The sequence below is a fragment of the Cryobacterium sp. MP_3.1 genome, assembly GCF_035984795.1.
Taxonomy (GTDB): domain Bacteria; phylum Actinomycetota; class Actinomycetes; order Actinomycetales; family Microbacteriaceae; genus Cryobacterium; species Cryobacterium zongtaii.
Map to the genome: position 1 here is coordinate 20,925 of NZ_JAXCHV010000023.1, position 24,184 is coordinate 45,108.

A 24,184-nucleotide genomic window follows, 5' to 3' on the forward strand; every position below is an offset into this window, starting at 1 on the left:
TATTCCGGCCCACGTACGTTGGGCGGTTCTGGGCATATAGGGGAGTCAAGCGTGGCCGAAGGCCGAACCCGGCTAGGCTTGATCGACGTGACTGATGCACCGATTGGGATTTTCGACTCCGGGGTCGGCGGGCTGACCGTCGCCCGGGCCGTCAAGGACCAACTGCCCAACGAGTCGATCCTGTATATCGGCGACACCGCGCATTCCCCCTACGGGCCGAAGAAGATCGCCGATGTCCGCGAGTACGCACTCGAGGTTCTCGACGACCTGGTGTCCCAGGATGTGAAGTTGCTGGTAATCGCCTGCAACACCGCTTCTGCGGCCGTGTTGCGGGATGCCAGGGAACGTTACAGCGTCCCGGTGATCGAGGTGATCCAACCCGCGGTGCGCCGCGCGGTGGGCACCACCCGCAACAAGAGGGTCGGCGTGGTCGGCACGGCGGGCACCGTGAACTCTCGGGCCTACAACGACGCGTTCGCCGCGGCCACCGATATCCAGCTGTTCTCGCAGGCCTGCCCGCGCTTCGTGGAGTTCGTCGAATCCGGAGTCACCACCGGCGCGGAAGTGTTGCGCGTCGCCGAGAAATACCTCGCCCCGCTCAAGGCCGCCGACGTTGACACGCTCGTGCTCGGCTGCACCCACTACCCGTTCCTGCGCGGGGTCATCTCCTACGTCATGGGTGACGCGGTGACGCTGGTCTCCAGCCACACTGAGACTGCCAACGACGTCTACAGGGTGCTGGTGGGCCAAGGCCTCGAACGGGTGGATGCCGCCCCGCCCAGCTACCGCTACGAGGCCACCGGCGATAGCGCCGACGACTTCCTCCGCCTCGCCCACCGCCTGCTCGGCCCGGAGATCTCCCACGTGGACCTCGTCGCGACCGGCACCATCAGTCTCAGCGAGGTGACCAGACTGGCCGCCTCGACCGCCCCATCCCGCCTCTTCACCCCCCGTCATTCCAAGGAGAACCCGTGACCGACATCCTGCGCGCCGATGGCCGCACCAACGACCAGCTGCGCCGCGTCACCATCGAACGCGGCTGGAGCGACCAGGCCGAGGGATCCGCGCTGATCTCCTTCGGTCGCACCAAGGTGCTCGCCACCGCGTCATTCACCAACGGCGTGCCGCGTTGGATGGCCGGTAAGGGCAAGGGCTGGGTCACCGCCGAATACTCGATGCTGCCGCGTTCGACGAACTCCCGCATGGACCGCGAGTCGGTCAAGGGCCGTATCGGTGGCCGCACCCACGAGATCAGCCGGCTGATCGGTCGGAGCCTTCGCGCCGTCGTCGACATGAAGGCTCTCGGCGAGAACACCATCGTCATCGACTGTGACGTGCTGCAGGCCGACGGCGGCACCCGCACCGCCGCCATCACCGGCGCCTACGTCGCGTTGGCCGACGCCCTCGAATGGGGCCGTGAGAAGAAGTTCATCGCCCAGAAGGCCCAGCCGCTCACCGACAGTGTCGCGGCCGTCTCGGTCGGCATCATCGCCGGGGTGCCGATGCTCGACCTCGCGTACACCGAGGACGTGCGCGCCGAGACCGACATGAACGTCGTCGTCACCGGCCGCGGAAAGTTCATCGAGGTGCAGGGCACGGCCGAGGGCGCCCCCTTCGACCGCAGCGAGCTCAACGCCCTGCTCGACCTGGCCCTCGGCGGGGCGATCACGCTCACCGAGCTGCAGAAGACCACGCTGGGCCGCTGACATGCGCGTCGTTCTCGCCACCCACAACGCCCACAAGGTCGAGGAGCTGCGCCGCATCCTCGCGCCCATGTTGCCGGGCCTGGAGGTGCTGGCCTACGACGGCCCGGAGCCGGTCGAGAACGGCGCGACGTTCACCGAGAACGCGCTGATCAAGGCGCGCGCCGCTGCCGCTCACACCGGCCTGCCCGCCATTGCGGATGACTCCGGCATCTGCGTCGACGTGCTGGGCGGCGCACCCGGCATCTTCTCAGCCCGCTGGGGCGGCCCGGCGCGGGACTCAGAGGAAAACCTGCGTCTGCTGCTCTGGCAGCTCAGCGACATGACCGACGAGCACCGGGCCGGTCACTTCACCTGCGTGGCCGCGCTGGCGCTGCCCGACGGCGTGGAACGCGCTGTCTCGGGGGAGTGGCCGGGTCGTATCCTGCGGGAGCCGGCCGGCACCGGCGGCTTCGGCTACGACCCGATCTTCCAGCCGGACGGACACGACGTATCGGCCGCCGAACTGCCCGCCGACGTGAAGAACGCCGAGAGCCACCGGGCGGTCGCTTTCGCGGCCCTCGGGCCCGTACTCACCGAGCTTCTGGCCAGCTGAGAACGGCACTCATTCCCAACTAGCCGCTGGGCTGGCTTTCGCCCGGGCGGGCTCGTAGCGTTGACGCATGGGCCACGATCACGCATCCGCTTCGACGAGCAATCGTTCACGCCTGTCGATCGTGATTGGCCTGGTCGCGGCGGTCCTCGTCGTCGAAATCGTCGGCGCCTGGTTCACCGGCTCGCTGGCGTTGCTCGCCGATGCCGGCCACATGTTCTCCGACCTGGCCGGTCTGATCATCGCTCTGACCGCTACCGTCGTCGCGGCCCGCCCGGCCACCGATCGGCAGACCTTCGGCTACCAGCGTGCCGAGGTGTTCGGTGCGCTGCTCAATGGCCTGATCCTGATCGTGGTGGCGGGCTTCGTGGTCGTCGGTGCCGTCAACCGGCTGACCTCCGGCGCCCCCGCCGAGGTTCTGGCCGGCCCGATGCTCGTGGTGGCCGTGGTCGGCCTGCTGGCCAACATCGTCGGGATCCTGCTGCTGCGTCCGGCCGCGGCCGGGTCGATCAACATGCGCGGCGCCTACCTCGAGGTGCTCGGCGATGCGTTGGGATCGGTAGCCGTGATCGCGGCGGCCGTCGTCATCCTGCTGACCGGTTTCGCGCAGGCGGACGCCATCGCCTCACTGGTGATCGCCGCGATGATCATTCCGCGGGCCTTCGGTCTGCTGCGCGACGTGGTGCGGGTGTTCAGCGAGTCGGTGCCGGCGGACACCGATGTGCGGGCCATCCGGGAGCATCTCGAGGGACCCTCCGGCGTCGTTGCCGTGCACGACGTACACGTGTGGGCGATCACGTCGGGGTCACACGTGTTCAGCGCCCACATTGTCGTCGAACCCGAGCTGCTGGCGGCCGGACGGTCGGGCGCACTGCTTCGCGAGCTGTCCGGATGCCTGTCCGACCACTTCGACGTCGAGCACTCCACGTTCCAGCTCGAGCCGGCCGATCATGCGGCGGATGCCGAACACGAGCACCACTCGCACCGCTGACGTTCTGAGCGTCACGCGCTGAGAAGGTGATCAGGCTTCGTGCTTGCCGTCGTTGTCGGTATTGAAGGTCTCGGGGTCGAGCACCAGGTTCTTCGGGTCAACGGTCACGCCGGAGCGGGCCTCGCGGCGGGCTTTCACGGTTGACTGCACGTAGTGGTAGATCGTGGGGAGCAGGGTGAGCACAACGGCGCCCAGCAGGATCAGGTCGATGTAGTTGCGCACGAAGTCGGCCAGCGGCGGGATGTAGCCCAGGAAGTAGCCGAAGAAGGTGAGGCCGGCGCCCCAGATCATGGCGCCGATGAAGTTGTACAGGCTGTACTTGCGGTAGTCCATGTGTCCGACGCCCGCGGCGACCGGGGCGAAGGTGCGCACGATCGGCACGAAGCGGGCGGCGATCACGGCGAAACCGCCGAAGCGCACGAAGAAGGCGTTCGTGCGTTGCACGTTCTTCACGCTGAACAGGCCCGATTCCTTGCGTTCGAAGACCCGCGGGCCGAGCCTGTGGCCGATCAGGTAGCCCACCTCGCCGCCGACGAAGGCGGCAGCACCGATGGCCAGGGCCACCCACCAGATGTCGATGGTGATGATGTCGAAGAAGACGAACAGGCCGGTGATGACGAGCAGGGTGTCACCGGGGAGCAGGAACCCGATCAGCAGCCCGGTCTCGGCGAAGACGATCGCGCACACACCAAGCAGCGCCCAGGGACCGAATCCGTTGATGAGGATCTCGGGGTCGAGCCAGGGGATGAGTGCTGTGTTAATCACGAAGAAAACTCCAGTCGTCGGCGGCTAGATCGGCCAGAGGGTGATCGCTTGCGTCGCTACAGGTTAGCGCGTTCTGGCATCTGAAGGCCTGATGAAGGGGTGGGCTAACCCCCCAATGTGTTGTGAGATCCGGTGCTCGTGCGGGCGTCGAGGCGCATCTGGGCACGATCGGCGAACCAGGTGCGCAGGCCGAAAACTATCGATGCCGTGATGAAGAAGCCCGCGATGATGTAGGCCGCACTCTTCACTCCGGGGATCGCTGCGGCGTAGTAGCCCGTCAGGGTGATTCCCACACCCCAAGCCAGGGCTCCGACGATGTTGCTGGAGAGGAATTTGTAGTAGTTCATGCGGCCGACTCCGGCCACGACGGGTACGAAAACCCGTGCCCACGGCATGAATCGGGCCACGACCACCGCCCACCAGCCGTACTTGAGGTAGAAGGACTCGGTCTTCACAATTGCCAGCTGGGTGCGCCGGCCACCGCGTTTGTCGAGGTAGCCGCGACCGTATCGTCGGCCGAGTAGAAAGCCCACCTGGTCGCCGAGGAACGCGGCGATCCCGACGCCGACGGCGAGCACGACGATGTTCAGGTTCGTCGTGGACGCTGCCACCAGGCCGGCGCCGAACAGGAGCGAGTCACCGGTGACGAACGGGATGAACACCCCCAGGAACAGGGCCGTGCCGGCGAACACGAGTGCCCAGACGAGCAGGTAGAACACCACGACTCCCGCGCTGGAGAGGAAGTCGCTGAGCTGGCCGTCCAGGGCCGCGGCGCGGACCATCGGCTAGCGCGCCAACCCGTCGAAGACGGCGCCGTTGTAGGTGAACGCGGCATCGACCTCCGCGACGAGGGCGTTCACCTCGGCCGGTGCAAGCGACATCGCATTCAGCCGATCGCGGTAGGCACGCTTGTATTGCACGATGTTGTTGATCGCATCGAACCTGTAGAAGCCCAGCTGTTCGGGCGCGGCGCCGTAGTACCGGGCCACGAGAGCCGCGATGGCCTGGCCGCCCGACAGGTCACCGAGGTAGCGGGTGTAGTGGTGGGCCAGGCAGCGCACCCTGTCGGCACTGGTGAGGGACTGCAGGTGGGCGATGTACTCGGTCGTCGCCGGCAGCGGCGGATGCTCGCGGCGCCAGTCGTCGACGCCCAGCGCGGCGAGGTCGCTTTCGATGGCGGGCAGCCGGTCGAGGGCCGGGTCGAAGACGTCGATGCGGTCGACCTGGGATACCCGGTCGACGAGCTGCTCGAGAGCTTCATACACCCAGGCGTACTGCCCGAGGTACCGGGTATAGTCCGCGAGCGAGAGCGCGCCGCTCATCAGTTCGGTAATGAAGGACCGCGTTTCGGTATCGCGGTGCTGGTTGCTCGAGCTGGCGCGAAGGTAGTCGGCCAGATTCTGCTGCTGGTCCTGGGGGCGCTGTGGAGAGCTGGGGGTCGCGGTCATGAGAACCGATCTGCTGGGAGACGAGTAAGGCAATCCTAACCACAGCGAATTCAGGGTGGCCAGCATCGAGGAGAATTCTCGGTTACAGCGGAGCCGGACGGCATCTGAGTGCCGACAGCCGGTGCCCGTCGGTGCGGGAGAAGGGACTTGAACCCTCACGCTCGAAAGCACAGGTACCTAAAACCTGCGTGTATACCAATTTCACCACTCCCGCGAGTGAGGCTCCAGTCTAGAGTGCCCTGGTTCTGCGCCGGAGTGGTGGAACTGTCACCCGTCCGGTGAGGCTGTGGATAACTCGCACGCGCGGGCCCGGTTGTGCAGCAGGATTCCTTCATGACCGAGGCCGTGCGCATCATCACCGAGCAGGTGCGGCTGCGCGTGCGCCGCGACGGCGTCGACCTGGCCGCCGACGACGCCCTCGCAGACCAGTACGTGCGTGACGAGGTGCGCCGGTACAGCGAACGGGCCCTCGGCGGATCACTGCCGTTGCTCACCGATGAGTTCCAGGCCAGCAGGGAGGTGGTCGCCGCGCTCACCGGGTTCGGTGCCCTGCAACCGTTCCTCGACGACCCCGACATCGAGGAGATCTGGATCAACTCGCCCAGCCGGGTGTTCGTCGCCCGTGACGGTGTGCCAGAACTGACCCCGATGGTGCTCACCGAGCGGGAGGTGCGCGACCTGGTCGAGCGGATGTTGCAGGCGTCCGGCCGGCGGGTCGACCTGTCCTCGCCGTTCGTGGATGCGTCCCTGCCCGACGGCTCCCGGCTGCACGTGGTGATCCCTGATATCACCCAGCGATACTGGTCGGTCAACATCCGCAAGTTCACCCGGCGGATCCGGGACCTCACCCAGCTCGTGGCGCTGGGCGCGCTCACCCAGCCGGCCGCGGAGTTCATGCGGGTGTGCGTGCGCGGCGGGCAGAACATCCTCGTTTCCGGGGCCACTCAGACCGGAAAGACCACCATGCTCAACGCGCTGCTGTCGGCCACGCGTCGCACCGAACGCATCATCACGGTGGAGGAGACCTTTGAACTGAGCGTCGGCGCGCGTGATGTCGTGGCCATGCAGTGCCGGCAGCCCAGTCTGGAGGGTGCGGGCGAGATCACCCTGCGCCGGCTGATCAAGGAATCACTGCGGATGCGGCCGGACAGGCTCGTTGTGGGTGAGGTGCGTGAAGCGGAGAGCCTGGACCTGCTCATCGCGCTGAACAGCGGGCTACCCGGCATGTGCTCGATCCACGCCAACAGCGCCAGAGACGCCCTCGCGAAGCTGTCGACCCTGCCGTTGCTGGCCGGGCGCAATATCGACTCCTCGTTTGTGCTGCCCACCGTGGCCGGCTGTATCGACATCGTGCTGCACTGTGAGATGGACCGGCACGGGCGCCGTCGGGTGACCGAGATCATCGCACCGAGCGGTCAGCTGACCGGCTCCACGATTGAGGCGAGCCCGCTGTTCCTCATGAAGAACGGGGTGCTGGAACACACCGGCGGATTCCCCACGAAGCTCGCCAAGTTCCGGGCCGCCGGTCTCGACCCGGCCGAGGTGCTGCGGAGGGGAGCGGCATGACCCTGGTTCTGGGCAGCCTGCTCGGTGCCGGGCTGCTTCTGCTGAGCTCACCGCTGCTCTGGCCGGCCACCGATGGTGCGTCCCGCAGCGGCCGGCTGGTGTCGGGCTGGCGGGCCCGGCTCGCGCAGGCCGGCTTCGGGTCGGTGCCGGTGCCGGTGTTCGCCGCGCTGTCTGCGGTGCTCGCGGTGGCTTCCGCCGCGCTCGCCGAGGCGGTGCTTGGTGTGCGAGCGCTCACCCTGGTCGTCGGTGTGGTCTGGCTGGTGTTGCCCTCCCTCATCGTGCTGTGGCGGGCCAGGGCCAGGCGGCGGCTGAACCGCACGGTCTGGCCCGATGTGGTCGACCACCTGGTCTCCGCCGTGCGGGCGGGGCTGGCCCTGCCCGATGCCGTGAGCAGCCTGGCGCAGGCCGGGCCGGTGGTCACCCGCACGGCGTTCGCCGAGTTCGAGCGAGAATACCGGGCCACCGGCAACTTCGGCTACAGCGCTGACACGCTCAAAGCCTCCCTCGCCGACCCGTTCGCCGACCGCTTGATCGAGACGTTGCGGATGGCACGGGACGTGGGCGGCAGCGACCTCACCGTGGTGCTTCGCAGCCTGTCGAGCTGGTTGCGGCAGGATGCCGCGGTGCGCGCCGAGGTTGAGGCCAAACAGTCCTGGGTGGTGAACGCCGCCCGGCTGGGCGTGGCCGCACCGTGGATCGTTCTGGTGCTGATCAGCAGCCGTCCGGAGGCGGCCCAGGCCTTCAACACCCCGGCCGGAACCATCGTCATCCTGGGCGGTCTCACCGTATCGGTGCTGGCCTACCGGGTGATGCTCATCGTGGGGCGGCTGCCCGAGGAACGCCGGTGGTTCCAGTGACGGCGCTCGCCTGGGGTGCCTTCTTCGGGTCGGTGCTCGGCATCGGACTCTGGTCGCTGGTGAGCCTCACCCCGCGGCTGAGCCGGCCCCGGCTCGCGAACCGGTTGGCGCCCTACCTGCTCGACGTATCGGCCGAGGCCCGGGTCTTCGTGGGCCGCCGATCCGTCGACCCGATCCCGGTGCTGGGCACCCTGTTCTCGCCGGTGTTCGAGGCCCTCGCGCAGGCCCTTGCCAATGCACTCGGCGGCGCCGACATCATCGAGCGTCGTCTTCGGCAGTCGGGCTCCGCCCGAACCGTCGACGCCTTCCGGTCCGAGCAACTGACTTGGGCGCTGATCGGCGCCGCCGGCGCACTGCTGTTCGCCCTCGGCACGCCGTCGGGCCGCAGCTGGCCGCTGATCGGGCAGGTCGCGGCGCCCGTCGTCGCGGCCGGAGCGGGGGTGCTGCTGCGGGACACCCTGTTGAAACGGGCGGCGACGGCACGCCTGGCCCGGATCGACAGCGAGCTGCCCACCATCCTGGAGTTCCTCACCCTGTCCCTCGCGGCCGGTGAGGGCATCCTTGATGCTCTGCGCCGCGTCTCCCGCAGTACCTCGGGGGAGTTGTCCCGCGAGTTCGCCGGGGTGATCGGTGACGTTCACGCCGGAATGTCCCTCAGCACGGCGCTGACCGAGCTGTCTACCCAGATGCGGCTCATGTCACTGACCCGGTTCGTGGACCAGGTCGTCGGGGCGATCGACCGCGGCTCTCCGCTCGCCGACGTGCTGCGGGCCCAGGCCCAGGACGGCCGGGAGGAATCCAAACGGCATCTGCTCGAGGCGGCGGGCAAAAAAGAGGTGGCGATGATGGTGCCGCTGGTACGGGGACTAAAACACAAAACGGATCTGTATTCTGACCAGCTATTTTCTATTATGGACCGCTCGACGTTAAACGACAAGAAGCCCACTCACCAGGGCGGTGAGAGGGCTGGAAGTCGAGAGGCTGCGGTTAAGCGGCTGCGGCCGGCCTGGCCACTCGTGGACCGGCGGGGTTCATGAGCGCTGCCAAGCGGCGTAGCTGCCCCTCTCCGAGCGGAGGGGCGACGGCTAGGTTGCGGGCTACCCAGGAGGCGGTTGTTGTGGTCGCGGTGGTTGAGATGGTGGTGTGGGGTTTCATAGAGAGTACATGCGCGGGACCGGATAGAAGAGAGAAAATCTCATGCCTCGGTCACTGATCTCGTGGGCTCTTGTAGCGACTCCGCAGATCCAGCCGCCCCGCTGAGCTGAGCGCGCCGCAAGCTTCGAGCCCCCTCAAGAGGTTGACTTCGGTCCGCGGGTCGATGACCACAAGGCTCCGGCTCGTAACTGGCGAGTCCCACTGAATCGCCTCCGCCACTGGATGAACGATGATCAGCTTGACCAGCCCGGGCGCCCACGGGCCGCCGTCCGGCACGCGGCTCCGGGTCGTGTATAACCGGTCAACTTCAGCCTCGGTCGCACCCGCCAAGCTCCAGGTGCCGGCCTTCTCAGCAGCGACCAACGCCCTGGCCTGGTACTCGGTCGCAACCTGGCAGGCGAAGGCGAACCTATCGTGCAACTTAATCTCCTTCCACGTCTCGAGCAGTCCACCCGGCTCACCATCGGCAGTCGAAATCAGAGGAACCTCCCCGTACCCTTCGAGCACTGAGGCGATCAACCCGGCCGGCGAATCTGCCACCCGCAGTTCCCCACCGGTCAGCTCCCCGGTCATCCAGAAGGCCGGTGCAGGCTCGCGCTTTGTCATACCCACTACATGCGCGGGACGGTCGACAGACCGTCGACCGGGTCGCACCCGCGCATGCAGTCGGTATGGAAGCCCACCACTACTGCGAGAACTGCCGATTTCTTCTACTGCGTGGCACGACTGCCTCGTGGAAGAACTGCCTTAGGTGCTCGCTGGCGGAATTTTGGTGGTGTCGATCCCACTACGAGGGTGAACCGAAGAGCCGGCACCCAGACCGCGATCGGCTGCGTCGCCGGGTCCGGTGGGTTCGGTTCATCGCGTCGGTGCGTGGGGTGGATGCGTCCCGGCCGTGGTGAGGCCACGCCCGGGACGCCGTGACGGCCACCCGGACGTCGCGCATATAGGCTGCAATCATGCTCCTCACCGATTCTTACCTGTACACGATCCCTAGAGACGTGCTGGCTAGGTACGAATTCGCCGAGGTTCGCAATGCCGCGTCGATAATCGCTCACACGAACCCAGGGGAGTTCGCCGAGGTGATCGATGTGCTCCGGGATTTCGCTGTCGAAGCCCGTGACCTGCTGTTGCCAGGCGGTAGTGAAGGCACCGTCCCGAAGAAGCTGAATGGTGCTTTCCGGCATCTCGGTTGGCGTGAAGCGCGTGTTGACACGATCCTCAAGACAACGCTCGTGGTGTTCCCGTACGCTCCGGCAGGCGAGAGGCACAAGGAGCTAATCGAGACGGAAGCAGAGTTCGAGGGTTACAAGGCCGACTGGGTGAAGGGTCGTGTTGCCGGCGATACGGAGTGGAATGCTAAAGATGGCAACCTGGACCGTGACGTGGCAAGCTACCGCTCATTGTATGAGACAGGGTTCATTGACGGTGCAATCCTCATCACACGCACACAGGAGGACTTGCGACTGCTGGAACAGGACCTGATCGACGAGCTGCTTGAAGCAAACCCTGCGGACGCCGCGGCTTCACTCGGTGCAAGTGAGGGTGTGATCGGAACGGTCGTCACGCGACTTCACAGGGACGGCGTCCAGCTGCGCCTGGGCACCTCCACCACCACAAACCTGCCAAAGCTGGTGCACCGCCTGCAGCGCGGTGACGGCGGCGGCTGCCCGATACTTGCTGTCGCAATTTCAACTGATACGTGGGATGGGTCACGGGTCGCTCAAGACTAATGTCGCCGGCCCCAGTTACAGTTGAGACTTATGAATGGGGAGCACCGGAGATGAGCATTTTAGAAGTGACAGACACCCCAGAGGTAGATACCACGCCCGCGAAGAAACTGCGGATTGCCGCCGAGCCGCTGCGACCGGACATGGACTCCGATGACATAGCGCCGATCCCAGTGACGGCCGGCGGGTGGCAGACAATCCTTGCCGACCCTCCGTGGCGGTTTGCGAACCGGACCGGCAAGGTGGCGCCTGAGCACCGCCGGCTGGACCGCTACTCGACGATGAAGCTGGACGACATCAAGGCGCTGCCAGTCGCCGACGTCGCAGCGAAGAATTCGCACCTATACATGTGGGTGCCGAACGCTTTGCTGCCGGAGGGTCTCGCTGTCATGGAAGCGTGGGGTTACCGTTACGTCTCGAACATTGTTTGGGCGAAGCGCCGGAAGGACGGCGGCCCTGACGGACGCGGCGTTGGTTTTTACTTCCGGAACGTGACCGAGATCCTGCTGTTCGGTGTCCGCGGATCCATGCGCACTCTCGCACCAGGCCGTCGCCAGGTGAACATGCTTGAGACGCAGAAGCGTGAGCATTCACGCAAGCCGGACGAGCAGTACAAGCTGATCGAGGATTGCTCTCCCGGTCCGCGACTGGAACTGTTCGCACGCTACCCGCAGGAAGGCTGGACCGTGTGGGGTGACGAGTCCGCTGAGGAAATCGTGCCGCGCGGGAAGCAGTTCGCCGCGCACAAGTAGTGGGCCAACACGAAGAGAAAAAAAACCGCCAACTGCCTGTTGGGCAGGGAGGGGTTCCTATGTCCGGACCGCGCACCCGAAGCTGTAGCTTTGAGCAATGATCGAATACCTGGCTATCTATGCCGCCGCGTCTTTTACCGGCGCCACGTTCTTCGCGCTGGTCGGCACGAACAACCAGGCGAGACTGTCCAAGAGCCGTCTACTGTCGGACCCTGACGCGCTAATCGTGCAAGCCGGCGGCTTGTGGCTTCCGGTAAAGTGGACGGCCTCTCGGAGAAACAAGCGGGTGCTGGCGGCTATTGAAGCGCAACTGAAAGATGAACCGGGACGCTGGAAGCGCTATCAGATGCTGTGTGGCGAAATGTTCGCGTGGAACGCGCTCGAGACCAGCGTCGCCATCGCGTTCCCGGCAGCGATCGCGGTGCTGGTCGGCACTGTGATCTCAATCCAGTAACCACCAACACAAAAAACCGCCCCGGTCATATTCCTATATGGAAAATATGACCGGGGCGCTTCTCTTTCAGGGCTACGCTGCGTGCTTCGGCCGATATTTAGCCTGGGCTGCTTCCAGCGAGTAAACCGGCGCCTTGGCCACGCCAAGCAGCCAGCCGAAGGCCGGGACGTGCGCAGCCAGCCAGCTGACACCGGCGTAGTAAAGCGAACCTGCGAGCACCGTCACACCGAGGACCGCCTCCGCTTCGACGGCCGGGTCGAGGGTCAGGCCGAGGGAGGCCAGCCAGCCGACGGCCGAACCGACGAGCAGCGGGACAGCGGTGCGGATTAGGGCGATGAAGAATTGGGACATTTGGTGCCTTTCGTTTAGTTGCTAAACCGGGTTCCGCAGACGAGAACACCGGCTGGCCCGGCTGTCGCCGTGAGCTTCCCCGTCGTGCCGCAGATTGCGAAGATCGGGTTCTCCATACGCTTTCCGGGGTAGCCGAAAGAGTGCACGACGGTCTGACCGGCCAGGACCGGGAAGATTATGACGGCAGGAGTAACCCCCAATGTCATGACGTTCCCGTTCGGGTATTTCGGGTCGTACAGCTTGAAGAAGGCGTCGGTGGCGGTAGGGTTCGAGATCGTAATCTCGCTGATCGCCTGCGAGCTCCCGTAGTGTCCGATCCGGGTGGCCACGGCCGCGCCTGTGCTCTCGTACTGGAAGTAGTCAGTGTTGAACGCATACAGCTTCGTCTGGGACGAGGGGCTCAGGACCACTTCTCCGGACACCTGAACCGTCCCGGCAACAGTGATCGGGTCCGGTGCGATCTGCGACGAGAGGGAGTAGCCGAACGTGTACGTTTCGTAAACGTCAGAGGCCCTAATGCGCACCGCGTAGACACCGGCGCAGTTGACGGTCAGGACGCGTTCCATGTCTGGACGGAAGGAGCCGTCTCCGAAGTTGTACGGCGTAGCGCCGGGGGTCCACGGGCCTTCTGGCTGCTGCTGCAACTCCAGGTACATCTGCCCGAAGAACATCTGCATCGGGTCAAAAGTGAAGACAAGACGGCGCCACCCTGTCGTGTCAAGCGCGAATTCCAGGACCCCTGCTGTGAGGGTTGCTGCGCCCGTCTCTATGCGCGGGCCGACCACGAGCGTAGTTCCTTGCACTGCCCCGGCAAGTGTGCCCAGGTGGGCGGCTGCGGACAGCGCGGTCGGCTCAGTGGCCATGGTTTCAAAGGCGTTTCTCATGCTGCTGCTGCTTCCTCGACCCAGAAGGTCAGTTCGGTCTGTGATGTGTCAATCCAGAGCCAGGGGCCTGGCTCAGTTGGTGCGAGTGGCTGGATGAAAGTTCCATGCCCTGGAGCAGCAGCGCCGGCATCACCACGGGGGCCCGGTACGACGCTGTCCGCCCCATCGGCGCCACGTGTGATGAGTACCCCACCGCTCGCACCGACAGGTGCCACCGTGGTCAGGTCTGTGACGACACCAGCCGGGACCTCGAAGGAGAAAGGGTTCCGTACGACGGCCCGGTCGCCTGCGATAATCGCAAAACTGGCGGTGTACGTCCACCCGCTAGGGTTTGCCGCTGGGTCGCCCGTCGCCATGATCCGCGCGCCGCGGTTCGTGCTGCCAACCGGGTACACGAGGTAACCGTCAGCGTCGATGCCGCAGACGATCGGCACCGGCATGATGGTGAACGGGCCGCCGGTGCCGCCTGCAACGAGGATCGTGGTGACGCTCGGCGTCAAGGTGATGGTGCCGGTGATCGCCGAGCTGTCAGGTGCCAAGTCGGCGTCCGGGCCGTCCCCGAGGGCGGAGAGCAGGCGCCCGGTGACAGTGCCGTAGGTGGTAGGTGAGAGGGTCATTCGGATTCCTTAGTCAGCCCTTGAAGCTGCTTGGTGTGCCGTGCGAGCGTGGTTTTGGTGGCGGCCAGTTGGCGGGTCGCGTGCTGGATGCCGGCCTCGATGTTGGCGATCTGCGTGCCGTGGTCAGCGACGGCAGTCTCGGTACGGTCGGTTGCGTCTCGGAGGCTGCCTCCGTGATTCGGAATTACCTCATGCTTGATTCGCGCAACATCGTCGATGAGCGCAGGCAGCACGTCAGCCAGCGAGGTCAAGGCGTCGATTGTGCGGAACGCCCGCCGCAACCACGGCCAGGCTTTCGCCAGGATTGTGATCACCAGGATGATGCCGACCACCCAGCCGGCGAGTGTGAGAACTGACGTGGCATCCCAGAAGGCGCCCCACTCCGGCAGTGAGCTTGTAGATGTGAGCATGTGGAGCCGATCTGATGGATTAATTTAGTGGTGGTGGTGCTGTCGTCATGTAGTACGTGGCTTACCGCGAAACGACCAGGGGGTGGATGAAAACAGAACGCCCCGCCTCCTGGTCGGGAGGCGGGGCGTTCTTGGGTTAGGACCTAGCGGCCAATTACCCACATGAGGTCGAACCAGCGGCCGGTGGAGATGTAGCCGGCGCTGATCAGGTTCCCGCCGGCGGTAAGCCGGATGTTCTGCCGGGTGATGATCTCGCTGCTCGGCCGCATGCCGGGCGGCAGCTGACCCATTGACTGACCTGAGACACCGGACTCATGTATCCCGCGAAGCATTCCAATTCCGCCAGCCTTCGCGTACTGCACGTGCTGGTTCGGGTCGTGCGTGAAACCGTTGATCAGATCAACGTCGGTCCACTCGTACTGCTGGGCGCCGTCGGCGGTCTGCCAGAACCCGCCTTCAATGCTGGTTGTATCGCCGTTGGTGGAGCCGACCACCCCGTATGCGGGCGATATGACTTGTCCGGGGTTCCATGCATTGAAGTAGCCAGGGGTCATGGCGGGGATCGTGCGTGCACGATCCGGCCGCTTCCCCTCTGGGATGGTCGCCAGCGACTGAACTGATCCAAACGTCCACGATGTGCCGTTTGGGTCAGTTCCGAACCCTGCGATGGTCGATCCCGCGAACATGGTGATGCTCGTCGAGATGTTGTACCAAACAGAGTTCAAGCTCACGATTAGGTCGCCGGCGTCAGCGGGGTCGGCGCTTCCGGCGTACCCGCCGCAGAGAAGTGTCAAAGCTCCCGTCGTATCAAGCTCGAGACGGAAACCGGACGAACTCTGGGCCGCGCCGTTGGTGGTGTCGCCGACCGTAGCCTGGAACTGCGTCTTTGGCCGGGCCGGAACGTACACCGGCTGAACTCTCAGCACCATGGTTGTGCCGGCAACCCCGCGACGGCGTAGGACGCCGCTGAGTATCACCCAGTCGCTGGACATACGGCGGATGGAGGGCTCGCCGTAACGGCCGACGTCGTAAGCCTCCCAGCCTTCACCGAGCTCAAGGAGCTCACCAGAGCCGACAGGAACCGGCGAGTCCGAGTCCACCAGCCGCCCGAGGATGGTGTTCGCACCGGCAACCGAACCTACGACAACGACATCGTTGGCGTACGGCTGATAGCTGGCGAGACGGCCGAGCGGTTCGGTGAGGGACCCGCCCATGAGGACGCGGGCAGGTCCGAAACCGATGTGGCCTGCGTCGATGGTTCCGGTCATCAAGCCACCGCCTCCACCAATGCCGCCTGAACCTTTCAGCATGCCGCTGCCGGTCAAACTCGCACCAAGCGACGCCGCACGCTTTGCTAGCCGTGCCGTCAAGTCGGTCAGACGGTCTTCAAGAATGATGTCGACGGAGGTCGTGTGGTCGGAGCCGCGGCGCACTTGGATCTCGGAGACGCGCATGCGGGTGGGCTTGCCCGTGCGGCTCCACACCATGACGTAATCGCCGCATGAGTAGTCGATGCCGGCGATCGCATCCATGGCACCGGTGTTCTCGGTGACGGTGTACATTTGCTTCTCTCCGCCTTGGGCAGCGGCAAGCTGCCCGAGGACCGTGAGAGTCGCTGAGTCAGTCGTGCCTGAGGCGCCGTTCGCCCGTTCGAGCCGACCGAGTCCTAGAGTGTCGGCGCCTGCGAACTCGTGGGCTGTGCCGTCGTCACCTCGGACGATGGCGACAGTCGCGGCGTCAGCGATCGAGGTGGACACCGGGAACTCTGTGGCGTAGCGGCCGACGTAGAAGCGGTCCGCACCGGTTCCACGGTCGACGCCGTGGCCTGGCGAATACACGAGGAGCTCGCGCCCCCGCGTAGACCACTCGATGACGCCTGCCGTTGTCAGCGCGTTCAGGATCGACAGTGAGGTCTGGTCGGCAGGGAAGCTCTGCCTGATGAGTGCTGCGGCACCGGACCACGCTTTGCCATCTGAGTCGACGGATGCTGTAAAGGAGTGTCCGACGTCGACAGCGGCGCCGCGGGCGATGCCCTCTTCCAGGGTGTGCAGGATGATGACGCCAGCTGTGTCGTTCCACTCCCGCTCGGATCCGTCCGAGGAGTGCAAAGTGACGGCGGCCAGTTTGTAGGAGACGAAGCCGACGCACACATAGCGGGTCATGAGCGTGGAGTCGCCCTCGTCCCAGTTGGAGTCTTGAATGAGGAAGCGCCCATGCTCAGGTTCAACCCAGCCGAGCGGCCCGAGCAGCTTGACGGCAAGCTCGGTGCCGTTCACAAGCGAACCGGTCACAACCTGTGAGGCTTCGAACCCTAGGGTAGGCGTGTCGCTGTACGCGCCGCTGTAGGCGATGGTGTTGGCACGGATGGTGCGGCTGAGCCCAGCCGGCACTGCACCCACCCGGTCAAGCCGAATGTCGGCAGTCTTAGAGGACATATGCAGGCCGGCCTTTTAGCTCGAAAATGGTAGTTGCGCCACGTGTGGCAGTGGTCACGGTGAGCTTCCCGCGGGTAACCGCAGGATCTGTTGACCAGGATTCGGTGATCCTAAACGCGTACGGCCCAGGGCCCGTCTGTACGAGGTCGGTGACTTCTGTGCCACCAGACCACGCATCTGTGGTTGTCGTGTACGCACGGCCAGTCGCCGCTTCGAAGCGCAACCAGGTGCCGGCTGGCACCGCGGCCGAGTACTCGAAGAACGACCTGCCGTTGTCCTTGACGCGGAGGCCGGTGAACGGTCCGGCGATGCGGACGCCCGCGTCGGAGACTTTGCCGGTCAGGCCAGGCCAGACGGTCACCGTTTTGCTGGCGGCGTCGAGGAGGGCGGTGGTCAGGGTTTCGGGGCTGCGCAGCCAGATGTAGGGGAGGGATAGGACGATGGTTACTTTGAACTCATCGTTGATGCTCACCAGCTCCTCAGTGATTGTGCGGAGCTGCGCAACCGCAGTGCTACCGCTGTACCCGAGTACGAGCGAGTCAGACCGGAACAGCGTCCGTACTGCGGCGATACGCTCGAACTCCACCAGCATTTCAATGCGGATGGCCGGTACTTCCTCAACCCCGTCCATCTCGATCTGGCCGTCGAACCCGGGGATAGAAAGCTCTGGGCGATTAATCGTGGTGCCTGCAGTGAACTGCGTCTCGCTGGTGACTGTGCCGAGCTTCTGGAGGGGTACTTCGTTGATTTCGTACGCGCGAACAGTGCTCACGTGGTGACTCCTAAGGGGTCTAGAAAGTGGTGGGCGAGGCGCAGCGGCCTGTAGTGCGCTGCGCCTCGGGGTGCGTCAGACTCCGACGCCGGCAGCCCTCGTATTGCGTGTGCTGCGCAGGCTGTCAGAGGCTCGCTCGGCGACCGGGTTGTAGAAGTTGTTGGTCGTCGAGGTGGACGAGCCGGAGCCGGCGGCGTAGCCGTCCTGTAGGGGCACGACTGAGCTGCCGCGGCCCAACTGCAGGATCTCTGGTCCGTTCTCTCCTACGAGAGTTGCTCCGGAGCTGGTCACGTGACCACCTGTGGCGAGCCCCTTGATTTTCTGCAGCTCAATGATCGGGATTTCGCCCCACGACCAGTTGCCAAGCGCTCCGCCGAGTGAGAACAGCCACTCAAGTCCGCGCGCGGCGCCGTTGATCGCATGGATCAGACCATTGACGCCGCCGGTCAGAACGTTCACCGCTTGAGCGCCGAGCGAACCCCAGTCGCTGAAGCCATCGGTTGCAAAAGAGAGCCATGCGACCAGGCCAACAACCGCGGCTACGATTCCCAGGATCACCCATGTGGCCGGTGACGCTAGGAGCGCGGTAGTGGTAGCCCAAATGCTGGCCGCCCACAGCCCGAAGGCGATCACCAGCCCGGTGCCAACTACAGCTGCCACAAGATTTAGCGCCCACGCGTTCTCGTTTAGGTAGGTGAAGACCGTGTTCAGCACCCCCGCTAGGTCAAGCAACAGAGGCATCGCCGCGGTCAGCACCGTCTCACCAAGCGTTCCCCATGCGTGCCCAACGAGGTCGACTTTTCCCGCGTAGGTCTCGGCGTAGGCTGCTCCGGCCCCGCCGAACTCGCTGTTAAGCTCGGCCAGGATGACCTTCTGGGCGCCCATCACGTCCCCAGAATCGACGAGCGAGGCGATCATCGCTTTCTGATCCTCAGTGAACGTGACACCGACCCGGCTCAAAGCTGAGATGCCAGCCACGGGGTCGTTCAACGCCTTGCCGAGCTGGATGGCGCCGCCGGCGACGTCAGTGCCCATAGCCCGGCTCACGTCGGTCATGATGCCGATGCTCTGGTCGAAGACATCGTTGCCTTCACCGGCCGCATTTTTGACATTCTTGAACGTCAAGAGCATATTCGCGCCCATGGTGATCGACTCGGCTTCGGTAGCTGTCTTATTCTCAAGAGACCCCGCTAGCTCATCGATCTTCGCGCGGGTTGTCCACGCGCCGGCGCCAGTAGCTTTCAAAGCAGAGTCTGTCTGCGCGCCGATCGATTCGATCCGCGCGAGGCTATCCACCTGCTGCTTCGCCCACACGGTGATGCCGGCGCCTGCCGCCGCGAGCCCAAGCCCGATACCGGTGCTCAGGTTACGGCCGGCGGTGGCACCGGTGCGCTGCGTGGCAGTGTCGATGACACCGTCCGCTTCACCGATAGCCCGGCGGGCTGACGGAGCGATATCCGAACCGGAGACAACTAGGCTCATATATGCGGTCAAGAGTTCTACGCCTGAGGCCATAGCCGAGTTCTCGTTTCTCTATTGTGTTTTTGTGCCCGGCTTTCGGCGTTCGACTGCAGGGCCGTTCATCTGCTCAGCCCACGCATGGACGTGTGCTGGGTTGGTGCGTGAGCGCACCTGCTCGGCTTTCGCCTCGCCCCGTGACACCATTTCCACTAGGAACGCGGCGGGGCGCGGGAACTCGGGCGGGCGCTTGGGTTGCGAACGGCCTTTCGGGGTGTTTACCGCGACAAGGATCCAGCCGAGGTTCTGCACAGCATCGATCAGCTCAGCTGTCATTGACTCGCTTTGGCCCCAATCGTGGCCGTGAATACTGCGGTAGGTCATCGACCCGGGCCCGAATGTTGCCTGTAGCAAGTTCAGGTCACGCCAGCTCAGCGCTGGTGTGCCCAGGTCGTCGAGCCGGTAGCCGGCTCTGAGGAGGTCAGCCTCCAAGGCAATTCCGTGGTCCCGGATTAGCTCTTGGAGGGCGAGGATTCCGGGAGTGTAATGCCCGATGCTTCGTGGTAGGCCTTCAGAAGTTCGTCGGTTTGCTCCTGCTCGATTTCGTCAACTGCGGTGCGCGCAGCTGGGTCGGCTTCGAAGATCATGAGCAGGTCGGAGAACTTAAGGTTCTCTTCTGTCAGCTGTGACAGTCTCGCTTTCAGTCCGTTCTTCACGTACTTGAGGAGTGGGATGGAGTACACCGGGCCGTCGGCGACGACCTGGAACTCGAACCGGTTCTGCTTGCTGGATGCTTTGGATGGTGGGACTTGAAAGACCATTTGCCGTGCTCTTTTCTGCTTAGCGCCGCGCTTAAATGGAGCCCGCCCCAGGTGCACGGCATGACCTGGGGCGGGAGAAGGTGGGTGTTGGCTACGCGGCTACGAGAGCATCAATCTCTGTGATCTCAGTCACTCGGACGTTGGTGCCGTCGGTGGGCTTGAGGACGTTGAGGACTGCCTCATACACAACCCCGGGTGCAGCAGCCGAGTAGGTGACGTCGCCGGTGCTCTGAGCCTGCGCGAGCTTGATGATCTCCCGCTTTTTGTTCGGGAAGTCTTCGAGCTCAATGACGTACTTGCGGGCGGGGGAGATGAACCCTTCGACGTGGCCGACGGTGATCGTCTTGCCGTCTGCTGAGACGGTGACGTTCCCTTCGCCGCGAAGCTCTTTCAGCACGTCGACGTTCAGAGCCTCCGCGAATGTGAGGCCGTAGGACATCGGGTGGTCGGTGACGATGTTGCGGATCGTCCGGTTGCCGGCGTCCTTGATCGCCTCGACAGCCGGTTCACCGCTGCGCACGATGCCGTCTGCGGTGATTGCCCCGAGCTGGGCCCAGATGGCGGGCAGCGGCGTGGTGGCGTCAGTCGGGTCGGCAGTGTCCGCTGGTGCGGAGTAGAGCATGCCGGCGATTGCGGGTGCGCCGACGAAAGTGTTTGCGTTGCTAGTCATTGTGTTTGTCCTTCTGGGTTATGCGGCGCGGCCGCGGTAGCGGATGGTGTGGATCTGGCGATAGCGTGACTGCCCGGTCGGTGTGTCCGGGAAGTCGACCGGGCCGCCGGCTTCGTTGTGCAGGTAGAACTGGACGCCGGCGTAGAGCCGGAGTTCGGGGATCAGACCGCGCACGGTCTCGGCAAGGCCAGAGGCGGTTTCGCTGTCGCTAGCCCAGGTGTCGATGGTGATGAGCGGGGCGGCCATGGAGGCCATGTCCTTGCGGCCGCCGCTCACCCGCAGTTGCACGAGCGGGCGTGCTGGTGACGCTTGGCTGCGTCCAGCTGGGATCAGCTTCGCCACGTCAGCGTCGACGGAGAGTGCGGCGAGCTGACCGGAGAGCCAAGCGATGAGCAAAGCTTCGATGTCAGGGAACTTGATCACGTTCAGTCCCTCCCCGCTTCAAGCGCCCGGGTGAGGGCGCCAGACTCTGACTCCGCCAGGCGGGCTTCGACGGTCTTCGCGATGATGACGGCGCGTGCACGTTGCGGACGACGTGTCGTCAAGTTCTCTTCGACCACGAAGTGATCCTCGCCGGCACCGCCAGCGACAGCGCCGTTGGCTGCGGCAGCGATCAGCACAGCACGACGGTTGAGCTCAGCAACGACCTTGTCGTCGGTCATGATCTCTGACCAGGCAGCGACCCTGAATTTGATCTTCTTGAGTTGTTTCATCTGCGTCACAGGTCGGTCGCTTTCAGGCTTACTTTGATGTACCGGGTGAGCGGGCTCGGGCCGTTGAACCAGAGAGGCTCACCGTCCACCTCGTACACGCGGCGCTTGCCGCGAGGGTTGGTGTACCGGATGCGATCCCGGGCTTCCACGTCGGCTGTGAGCGCCGCATACATGATGTGGGTGACACCAGAGCGGCCGTCCACCTCATCGGATGTTGCGGCACGGAGCAAGACACCTTCGAGGTCGAGCAGGTATGGGTTCGTCCAGTTTTCGCGGGTGCCGCCGTGTGCGCCGGGCTCCGAGACGGCCCGTTCGCGTACCGCCGTGTCATCACGCAACATTAGGAGCCACGGATTCGGTAGGGGTTGAGCTGTTCGCGCTCATGCGCCATGAGGACGATGCCGCCGGCAACACCGGGGGCTGTCATTGATCGCTTCTCGGAGATGTCACCGGCACGAGCTTCAACGAGGCCGCCGGGGGAGGCTTCTGCCCGGGCTGCCATCTCACGGATCATCTCCACAACGATCGGGACCGACTCGTAACCGTGGGTGAGCGTGATCCGGACTCCGCGCAGGCTGTCCGTCCAGAGCTGACCAGCGGGCAGACGGGCGAAGCCGAGCTCGCTCCATTCGAGCGTCTCATGGTCGATGGCCTGGCCGCCGTTGGTCAGGCTTATCACGCCGGTTACGTGGTTCGATGGGAGGAACAAGGACCCCGTACCGGAGCCGTCAAGGACCATCGTTTCGGTGACCGCGGGGCAGATGTGCCATCCGCAGTAATCTCGGACAGCCTGCTCAGCGGCAGCTAGAAGCTCACTGCTGCGGAAGTTACTCGGTGTCGGTAGCAATGTCGGGTATTCCAACAGTCGGCTCCTTCGGCTTGCGGGTGGATGGTTTACGCGCCGGTTTGGCGGGCGCAACAGGTTCAGGGGTGGCGGGTCGCGCGTCAGGCGCGACCAGGCGGAGACGCTCGGCGTACTCGTCGGTGTATTGGACGGTGAGTGTCAGTCCCGCGAGGGTGATTTCGTAGCTCTGCATGGGTGACCTTCGTCAGATGTTCTGGGGTGGAGCACGAGCAGGACGCAGGCGGTGAGGCCTGCGTCCTGCTCTGGGTGGCCGTGAGGCCGTGTGCTACGCGGCGGTAGCGAGGGTCAGCTTGATGAACGCGGCAGGCCGGTTCACTTTCAGGCCCAGGCGACGTTCAGCAACGATGGTGCTGATGCCCTTCACGAAGTTGCCTTCGTGCGAGTCGGTGATCTTCGTGCGGACGCCGCCCTTTTTCAGGACCGTTCCCGTAGCGAAAGCGCCGAGCAGGACAGTGCCCTGCGTGATGGCCGGGGTGACCACCGCGGTGATGCTCCAGATGCCCTGGGTGACCGTAGCCACGAAGGGTCCAGCGCCGAGGTACGCGCCGTTGCCATCCTTCGACAGGATCAGCCGGTCGAAGTCGAGCGGGTTGATGACCAGCGCTGAGGCCTGACGGCCGGAGGCGATAGACACCAGGGTCGACGCGCGCTTGATGCTGTCTAGGTTCTCGGCAACGGTCGGGGAGACGAGCGTGAGCACGCCTGCCCGGCGCAGGACGCCGAGGACATTCGGGCCGGCACCGTCGCCGTCGAGCAGCTGACGGTCGGTCTCAACGTTCAGGTCGGTGACCAGGTTGTTGTTGATCTCGGCCGCAACGTAGTCGAGGTCCTCGAGCATGTCATCGCTCAGCTCGGTGAAGCCGGCGATGGTGGAGATGCCCTCCTGGCGCTCTTCGTAGGTGTAGGTCACCTGAGCCTTGGCGTCGCCCTCAGCGACCGCTGCGACGCTGCCCTGTACGGGAAGCTCCACGCGGTACTTGAGCGCGTTTCCACCGAGATTGCCGGCGCTGAAAAGGGCCTCCACGCTCGGGATGGTGCGCACGTTGCCGACGATCTCGCGATCTACGTCAGCGACGATGTCGGTTCCGACCAGGGTCGGGTCTCCGACAGCCTTGAACTCCGTGGCGGAGCGGGGGGTGCGGGTGGCCTTGAACCCGGCGAGGTCCAGGGACTTGACGGCGTGGGCGCCGAGCGTCTTAGCCTGTGCCTCCGTCGCAACGACGGCGGGGCCGGCTGCGGAGAGGGACTTGATGAGGGCTTCGCCTTCGGCGACGGAGGCCGCGTTGGCCTGAGCGGCCTTGATCAGGCCGGTGACGACCGTGAGGCGGGCCGACTGCTCGTCGGTTGCGATGCCGGACTTGGCGGCGCTGATGAGGGACTGAGCCTCGATGAGTAGAAGATCCATTATGGGAGGAGCCTTTCGATGTTGATGAGTTGGATGAGTGTTTCCAGCGACTTGACTTCTGCCTCGTGGGCGGCCTTCATAGCAGGCGGCTCCTCGACGTTGACCGGTGAGGGCTCCTCCGTCTTGACCGTGCTTTCGGGTTGCGCCTTAGCATCCGTCTTCGTCGTGTCGGGTTCGACTGCTGCAAGCAGCTCACCCAGGGCTTCGTACGCGGCGCGCACCGTGCCCTCGTTCTTGGACGACAAAACTTTGCCGGCCTTGATCTCAGCGGTCAGGGCTGCAGCCTTGACGCCGAGAGATTGTGTGTCGGGGTTCGCGCCGACCAGGGTTGGCGAAACCTCGAGGAGTTCGACTTCGTGGAGCTCGACGACGGAGTGGCCGTCACGCTCGCCCCAGCTCGACCGGCGAACCTTGAAACCGAAGGAGAACTGCTTGACAGCCCTTCGCTGCAGAAGTCGGAATGTCTGCTGCGCGGTCGGGTTTTCCATGTCGAGCTGGACCTTGACCCATAGGCCTTCGTCGGTCTCCTTCGCTTCGAGCACGAAGCCAATGTGCGCGAACGGGTCGTTAAGCTGGTGCGACCAGAGGCAGGGAATCTGATCCCCGCTGGCGGCCCACTCGGCAAGAGTGTTCGCGAACGCGCCCGGCATGACTGCTTCGCCGTACGAGTCGACGCTGTAGGTGCTGACGATGGCTTCGAAGATGCCCTCGCCGTCGAGCTCGGTCAGCGCTTTGAAGCTGGCCGATGCCTGTTTGATCTGCATGGTGTC

At 64.7% G+C, this 24,184-nt stretch carries 31 protein-coding genes and 1 tRNA gene; 10 read left to right on the plus strand and 22 right to left on the minus strand.

Going from position 1 to position 24,184, the window contains the following annotated elements:
- The first annotated feature begins 87 nt into the window (after positions 1 to 87).
- The 4 genes from murI (at position 88) to RCH12_RS13670 (ending at position 3,286) form a co-directional block, all read left to right on the plus strand.
- Positions 88 to 975, plus strand: coding sequence for a glutamate racemase (gene murI / locus RCH12_RS13655; RefSeq protein ID WP_327017212.1), 888 nt, complete (start codon positions 88 to 90; stop codon positions 973 to 975).
- Positions 972 to 1,706 carry a ribonuclease PH gene (gene rph, locus RCH12_RS13660; RefSeq protein ID WP_327017213.1) on the plus strand — a complete coding sequence of 245 codons (735 nt, stop codon included), beginning with the start codon at positions 972 to 974 and terminating at the stop codon, positions 1,704 to 1,706. Before murI ends, rph begins: the two co-directional genes overlap by 4 nt.
- Position 1,707: 1 nt before the next feature.
- A complete protein-coding gene (gene rdgB, locus RCH12_RS13665) occupies positions 1,708 to 2,298 on the plus strand; it encodes an RdgB/HAM1 family non-canonical purine NTP pyrophosphatase (protein WP_327017214.1) in 591 nt (196 codons plus the stop codon).
- 67 nt (positions 2,299 to 2,365) lie between these two features.
- Positions 2,366 to 3,286, plus strand: a complete 921-nt coding sequence (locus RCH12_RS13670; RefSeq protein ID WP_327017215.1) for a cation diffusion facilitator family transporter — start codon at positions 2,366 to 2,368, stop codon at positions 3,284 to 3,286.
- A 30-nt stretch (positions 3,287 to 3,316) separates the two neighbouring features.
- Here RCH12_RS13670 and RCH12_RS13675 read toward each other — a convergent pair whose 3' ends face one another.
- The 4 genes from RCH12_RS13675 to RCH12_RS13690 all read right to left on the minus strand — a co-directional run bounded on the left by RCH12_RS13675 (position 3,317) and on the right by RCH12_RS13690 (position 5,713).
- Positions 3,317 to 4,051, minus strand: coding sequence for a DedA family protein (locus RCH12_RS13675; protein ID WP_103432568.1), 735 nt, complete (start codon positions 4,049 to 4,051; stop codon positions 3,317 to 3,319).
- A gap of 104 nt (positions 4,052 to 4,155) precedes the next feature.
- On the minus strand, positions 4,156 to 4,833 hold the full coding sequence (locus tag RCH12_RS13680) for a DedA family protein (protein WP_174776258.1): 678 nt from the start codon (positions 4,831 to 4,833) through the stop codon (positions 4,156 to 4,158).
- Between the two features lie 3 nt (positions 4,834 to 4,836).
- Complete coding sequence (locus tag RCH12_RS13685; protein ID WP_165789145.1) at positions 4,837 to 5,499, minus strand: biliverdin-producing heme oxygenase; 663 nt, start codon at positions 5,497 to 5,499, stop codon at positions 4,837 to 4,839.
- Between the two features lie 132 nt (positions 5,500 to 5,631).
- Positions 5,632 to 5,713 (minus strand) — tRNA-Leu (locus tag RCH12_RS13690).
- Between the two features lie 119 nt (positions 5,714 to 5,832).
- Here RCH12_RS13690 and RCH12_RS13695 point away from each other — a divergent pair.
- The 3 genes from RCH12_RS13695 to RCH12_RS13705 are packed head-to-tail and all read left to right on the plus strand — an operon-like array spanning position 5,833 to position 8,959.
- Entirely contained in the window at positions 5,833 to 7,065 is a 1,233-nt protein-coding gene (locus RCH12_RS13695) for a CpaF family protein (protein ID WP_134480742.1), read from the plus strand.
- Positions 7,062 to 7,922: a type II secretion system F family protein gene (locus RCH12_RS13700; protein ID WP_327017216.1), complete on the plus strand. Its 861-nt coding sequence runs from the start codon at positions 7,062 to 7,064 to the stop codon at positions 7,920 to 7,922. The genes RCH12_RS13695 and RCH12_RS13700 overlap by 4 nt, the downstream gene beginning before the upstream one ends.
- A complete protein-coding gene (locus RCH12_RS13705; RefSeq protein ID WP_327017217.1) occupies positions 7,910 to 8,959 on the plus strand; it encodes a type II secretion system F family protein in 1,050 nt (349 codons plus the stop codon). Before RCH12_RS13700 ends, RCH12_RS13705 begins: the two co-directional genes overlap by 13 nt.
- Positions 8,960 to 9,128: 169 nt before the next feature.
- Here the strand turns inward: RCH12_RS13705 and RCH12_RS13710 are convergent, their stop codons facing one another.
- On the minus strand, positions 9,129 to 9,683 hold the full coding sequence (locus RCH12_RS13710; RefSeq protein WP_327017218.1) for a hypothetical protein: 555 nt from the start codon (positions 9,681 to 9,683) through the stop codon (positions 9,129 to 9,131).
- A gap of 353 nt (positions 9,684 to 10,036) precedes the next feature.
- Between RCH12_RS13710 and RCH12_RS13715 the strand changes: the two genes are divergently transcribed.
- The 3 genes from RCH12_RS13715 to RCH12_RS13725 all read left to right on the plus strand — a co-directional run bounded on the left by RCH12_RS13715 (position 10,037) and on the right by RCH12_RS13725 (position 12,013).
- Positions 10,037 to 10,810, plus strand: a complete 774-nt coding sequence (locus tag RCH12_RS13715) for a BglII/BstYI family type II restriction endonuclease (RefSeq protein WP_327017219.1) — start codon at positions 10,037 to 10,039, stop codon at positions 10,808 to 10,810.
- A gap of 50 nt (positions 10,811 to 10,860) precedes the next feature.
- Entirely contained in the window at positions 10,861 to 11,559 is a 699-nt protein-coding gene (locus RCH12_RS13720; protein ID WP_327017220.1) for an MT-A70 family methyltransferase, read from the plus strand.
- Positions 11,560 to 11,656: 97 nt separating this feature from the next.
- Positions 11,657 to 12,013, plus strand: a complete 357-nt coding sequence (locus RCH12_RS13725) for a hypothetical protein (RefSeq protein WP_327017221.1) — start codon at positions 11,657 to 11,659, stop codon at positions 12,011 to 12,013.
- A gap of 72 nt (positions 12,014 to 12,085) precedes the next feature.
- On the opposite strand, the gene RCH12_RS13730 is transcribed toward RCH12_RS13725, so the two are convergent.
- From RCH12_RS13730 to RCH12_RS13810, 17 genes are all read right to left on the minus strand, one after another.
- Entirely contained in the window at positions 12,086 to 12,364 is a 279-nt protein-coding gene (locus RCH12_RS13730; protein ID WP_327017222.1) for a hypothetical protein, read from the minus strand.
- Between the two features lie 14 nt (positions 12,365 to 12,378).
- Positions 12,379 to 13,248 (minus strand): hypothetical protein, encoded by an 870-nt coding sequence (locus RCH12_RS13735; protein ID WP_327017223.1) that lies wholly within the window; start codon positions 13,246 to 13,248, stop codon positions 12,379 to 12,381.
- A complete protein-coding gene (locus RCH12_RS13740; RefSeq protein WP_327017224.1) occupies positions 13,245 to 13,865 on the minus strand; it encodes a hypothetical protein in 621 nt (206 codons plus the stop codon). Before RCH12_RS13740 ends, RCH12_RS13735 begins: the two co-directional genes overlap by 4 nt.
- On the minus strand, positions 13,862 to 14,197 hold the full coding sequence (locus RCH12_RS13745; protein WP_327017225.1) for a hypothetical protein: 336 nt from the start codon (positions 14,195 to 14,197) through the stop codon (positions 13,862 to 13,864). The genes RCH12_RS13740 and RCH12_RS13745 overlap by 4 nt, the downstream gene beginning before the upstream one ends.
- A 221-nt stretch (positions 14,198 to 14,418) precedes the next feature.
- On the minus strand, positions 14,419 to 16,551 hold the full coding sequence (locus tag RCH12_RS13750) for a hypothetical protein (protein ID WP_327017226.1): 2,133 nt from the start codon (positions 16,549 to 16,551) through the stop codon (positions 14,419 to 14,421).
- A gap of 148 nt (positions 16,552 to 16,699) precedes the next feature.
- Positions 16,700 to 17,482 carry a hypothetical protein gene (locus tag RCH12_RS13755; RefSeq protein ID WP_327017227.1) on the minus strand — a complete coding sequence of 261 codons (783 nt, stop codon included), beginning with the start codon at positions 17,480 to 17,482 and terminating at the stop codon, positions 16,700 to 16,702.
- A 75-nt stretch (positions 17,483 to 17,557) separates the two neighbouring features.
- The gene (locus RCH12_RS13760) at positions 17,558 to 18,964 is read right to left on the minus strand and encodes a hypothetical protein (RefSeq protein WP_327017228.1); all 1,407 of its coding nucleotides are present in this window, start codon (positions 18,962 to 18,964) and stop codon (positions 17,558 to 17,560) included.
- A gap of 51 nt (positions 18,965 to 19,015) precedes the next feature.
- Positions 19,016 to 19,432 carry a hypothetical protein gene (locus tag RCH12_RS13765; RefSeq protein WP_327017229.1) on the minus strand — a complete coding sequence of 139 codons (417 nt, stop codon included), beginning with the start codon at positions 19,430 to 19,432 and terminating at the stop codon, positions 19,016 to 19,018.
- A gap of 20 nt (positions 19,433 to 19,452) precedes the next feature.
- Positions 19,453 to 19,761 carry a hypothetical protein gene (locus RCH12_RS13770; RefSeq protein ID WP_327017230.1) on the minus strand — a complete coding sequence of 103 codons (309 nt, stop codon included), beginning with the start codon at positions 19,759 to 19,761 and terminating at the stop codon, positions 19,453 to 19,455.
- 91 nt (positions 19,762 to 19,852) lie between these two features.
- Entirely contained in the window at positions 19,853 to 20,431 is a 579-nt protein-coding gene (locus RCH12_RS13775; RefSeq protein ID WP_327017231.1) for a phage tail tube protein, read from the minus strand.
- An 18-nt stretch (positions 20,432 to 20,449) separates the two neighbouring features.
- The gene (locus RCH12_RS13780) at positions 20,450 to 20,854 is read right to left on the minus strand and encodes a hypothetical protein (RefSeq protein ID WP_327017232.1); all 405 of its coding nucleotides are present in this window, start codon (positions 20,852 to 20,854) and stop codon (positions 20,450 to 20,452) included.
- 2 nt (positions 20,855 to 20,856) lie between these two features.
- A complete protein-coding gene (locus tag RCH12_RS13785; RefSeq protein ID WP_327017233.1) occupies positions 20,857 to 21,144 on the minus strand; it encodes a hypothetical protein in 288 nt (95 codons plus the stop codon).
- 5 nt (positions 21,145 to 21,149) lie between these two features.
- A complete protein-coding gene (locus RCH12_RS13790; RefSeq protein WP_327017234.1) occupies positions 21,150 to 21,485 on the minus strand; it encodes a hypothetical protein in 336 nt (111 codons plus the stop codon).
- Positions 21,485 to 21,823: a hypothetical protein gene (locus RCH12_RS13795; RefSeq protein WP_327017235.1), complete on the minus strand. Its 339-nt coding sequence runs from the start codon at positions 21,821 to 21,823 to the stop codon at positions 21,485 to 21,487. Before RCH12_RS13795 ends, RCH12_RS13790 begins: the two co-directional genes overlap by 1 nt.
- Before the next feature lie 148 nt (positions 21,824 to 21,971).
- A complete protein-coding gene (locus RCH12_RS13800) occupies positions 21,972 to 22,181 on the minus strand; it encodes a hypothetical protein (protein WP_327017236.1) in 210 nt (69 codons plus the stop codon).
- 93 nt (positions 22,182 to 22,274) lie between these two features.
- Entirely contained in the window at positions 22,275 to 23,414 is a 1,140-nt protein-coding gene (locus RCH12_RS13805; protein ID WP_327017237.1) for a phage major capsid protein, read from the minus strand.
- Positions 23,414 to 24,178: an HK97 family phage prohead protease gene (locus tag RCH12_RS13810; RefSeq protein ID WP_327017238.1), complete on the minus strand. Its 765-nt coding sequence runs from the start codon at positions 24,176 to 24,178 to the stop codon at positions 23,414 to 23,416. Before RCH12_RS13810 ends, RCH12_RS13805 begins: the two co-directional genes overlap by 1 nt.
- Between the last annotated feature and the right edge of the window lie 6 nt (positions 24,179 to 24,184).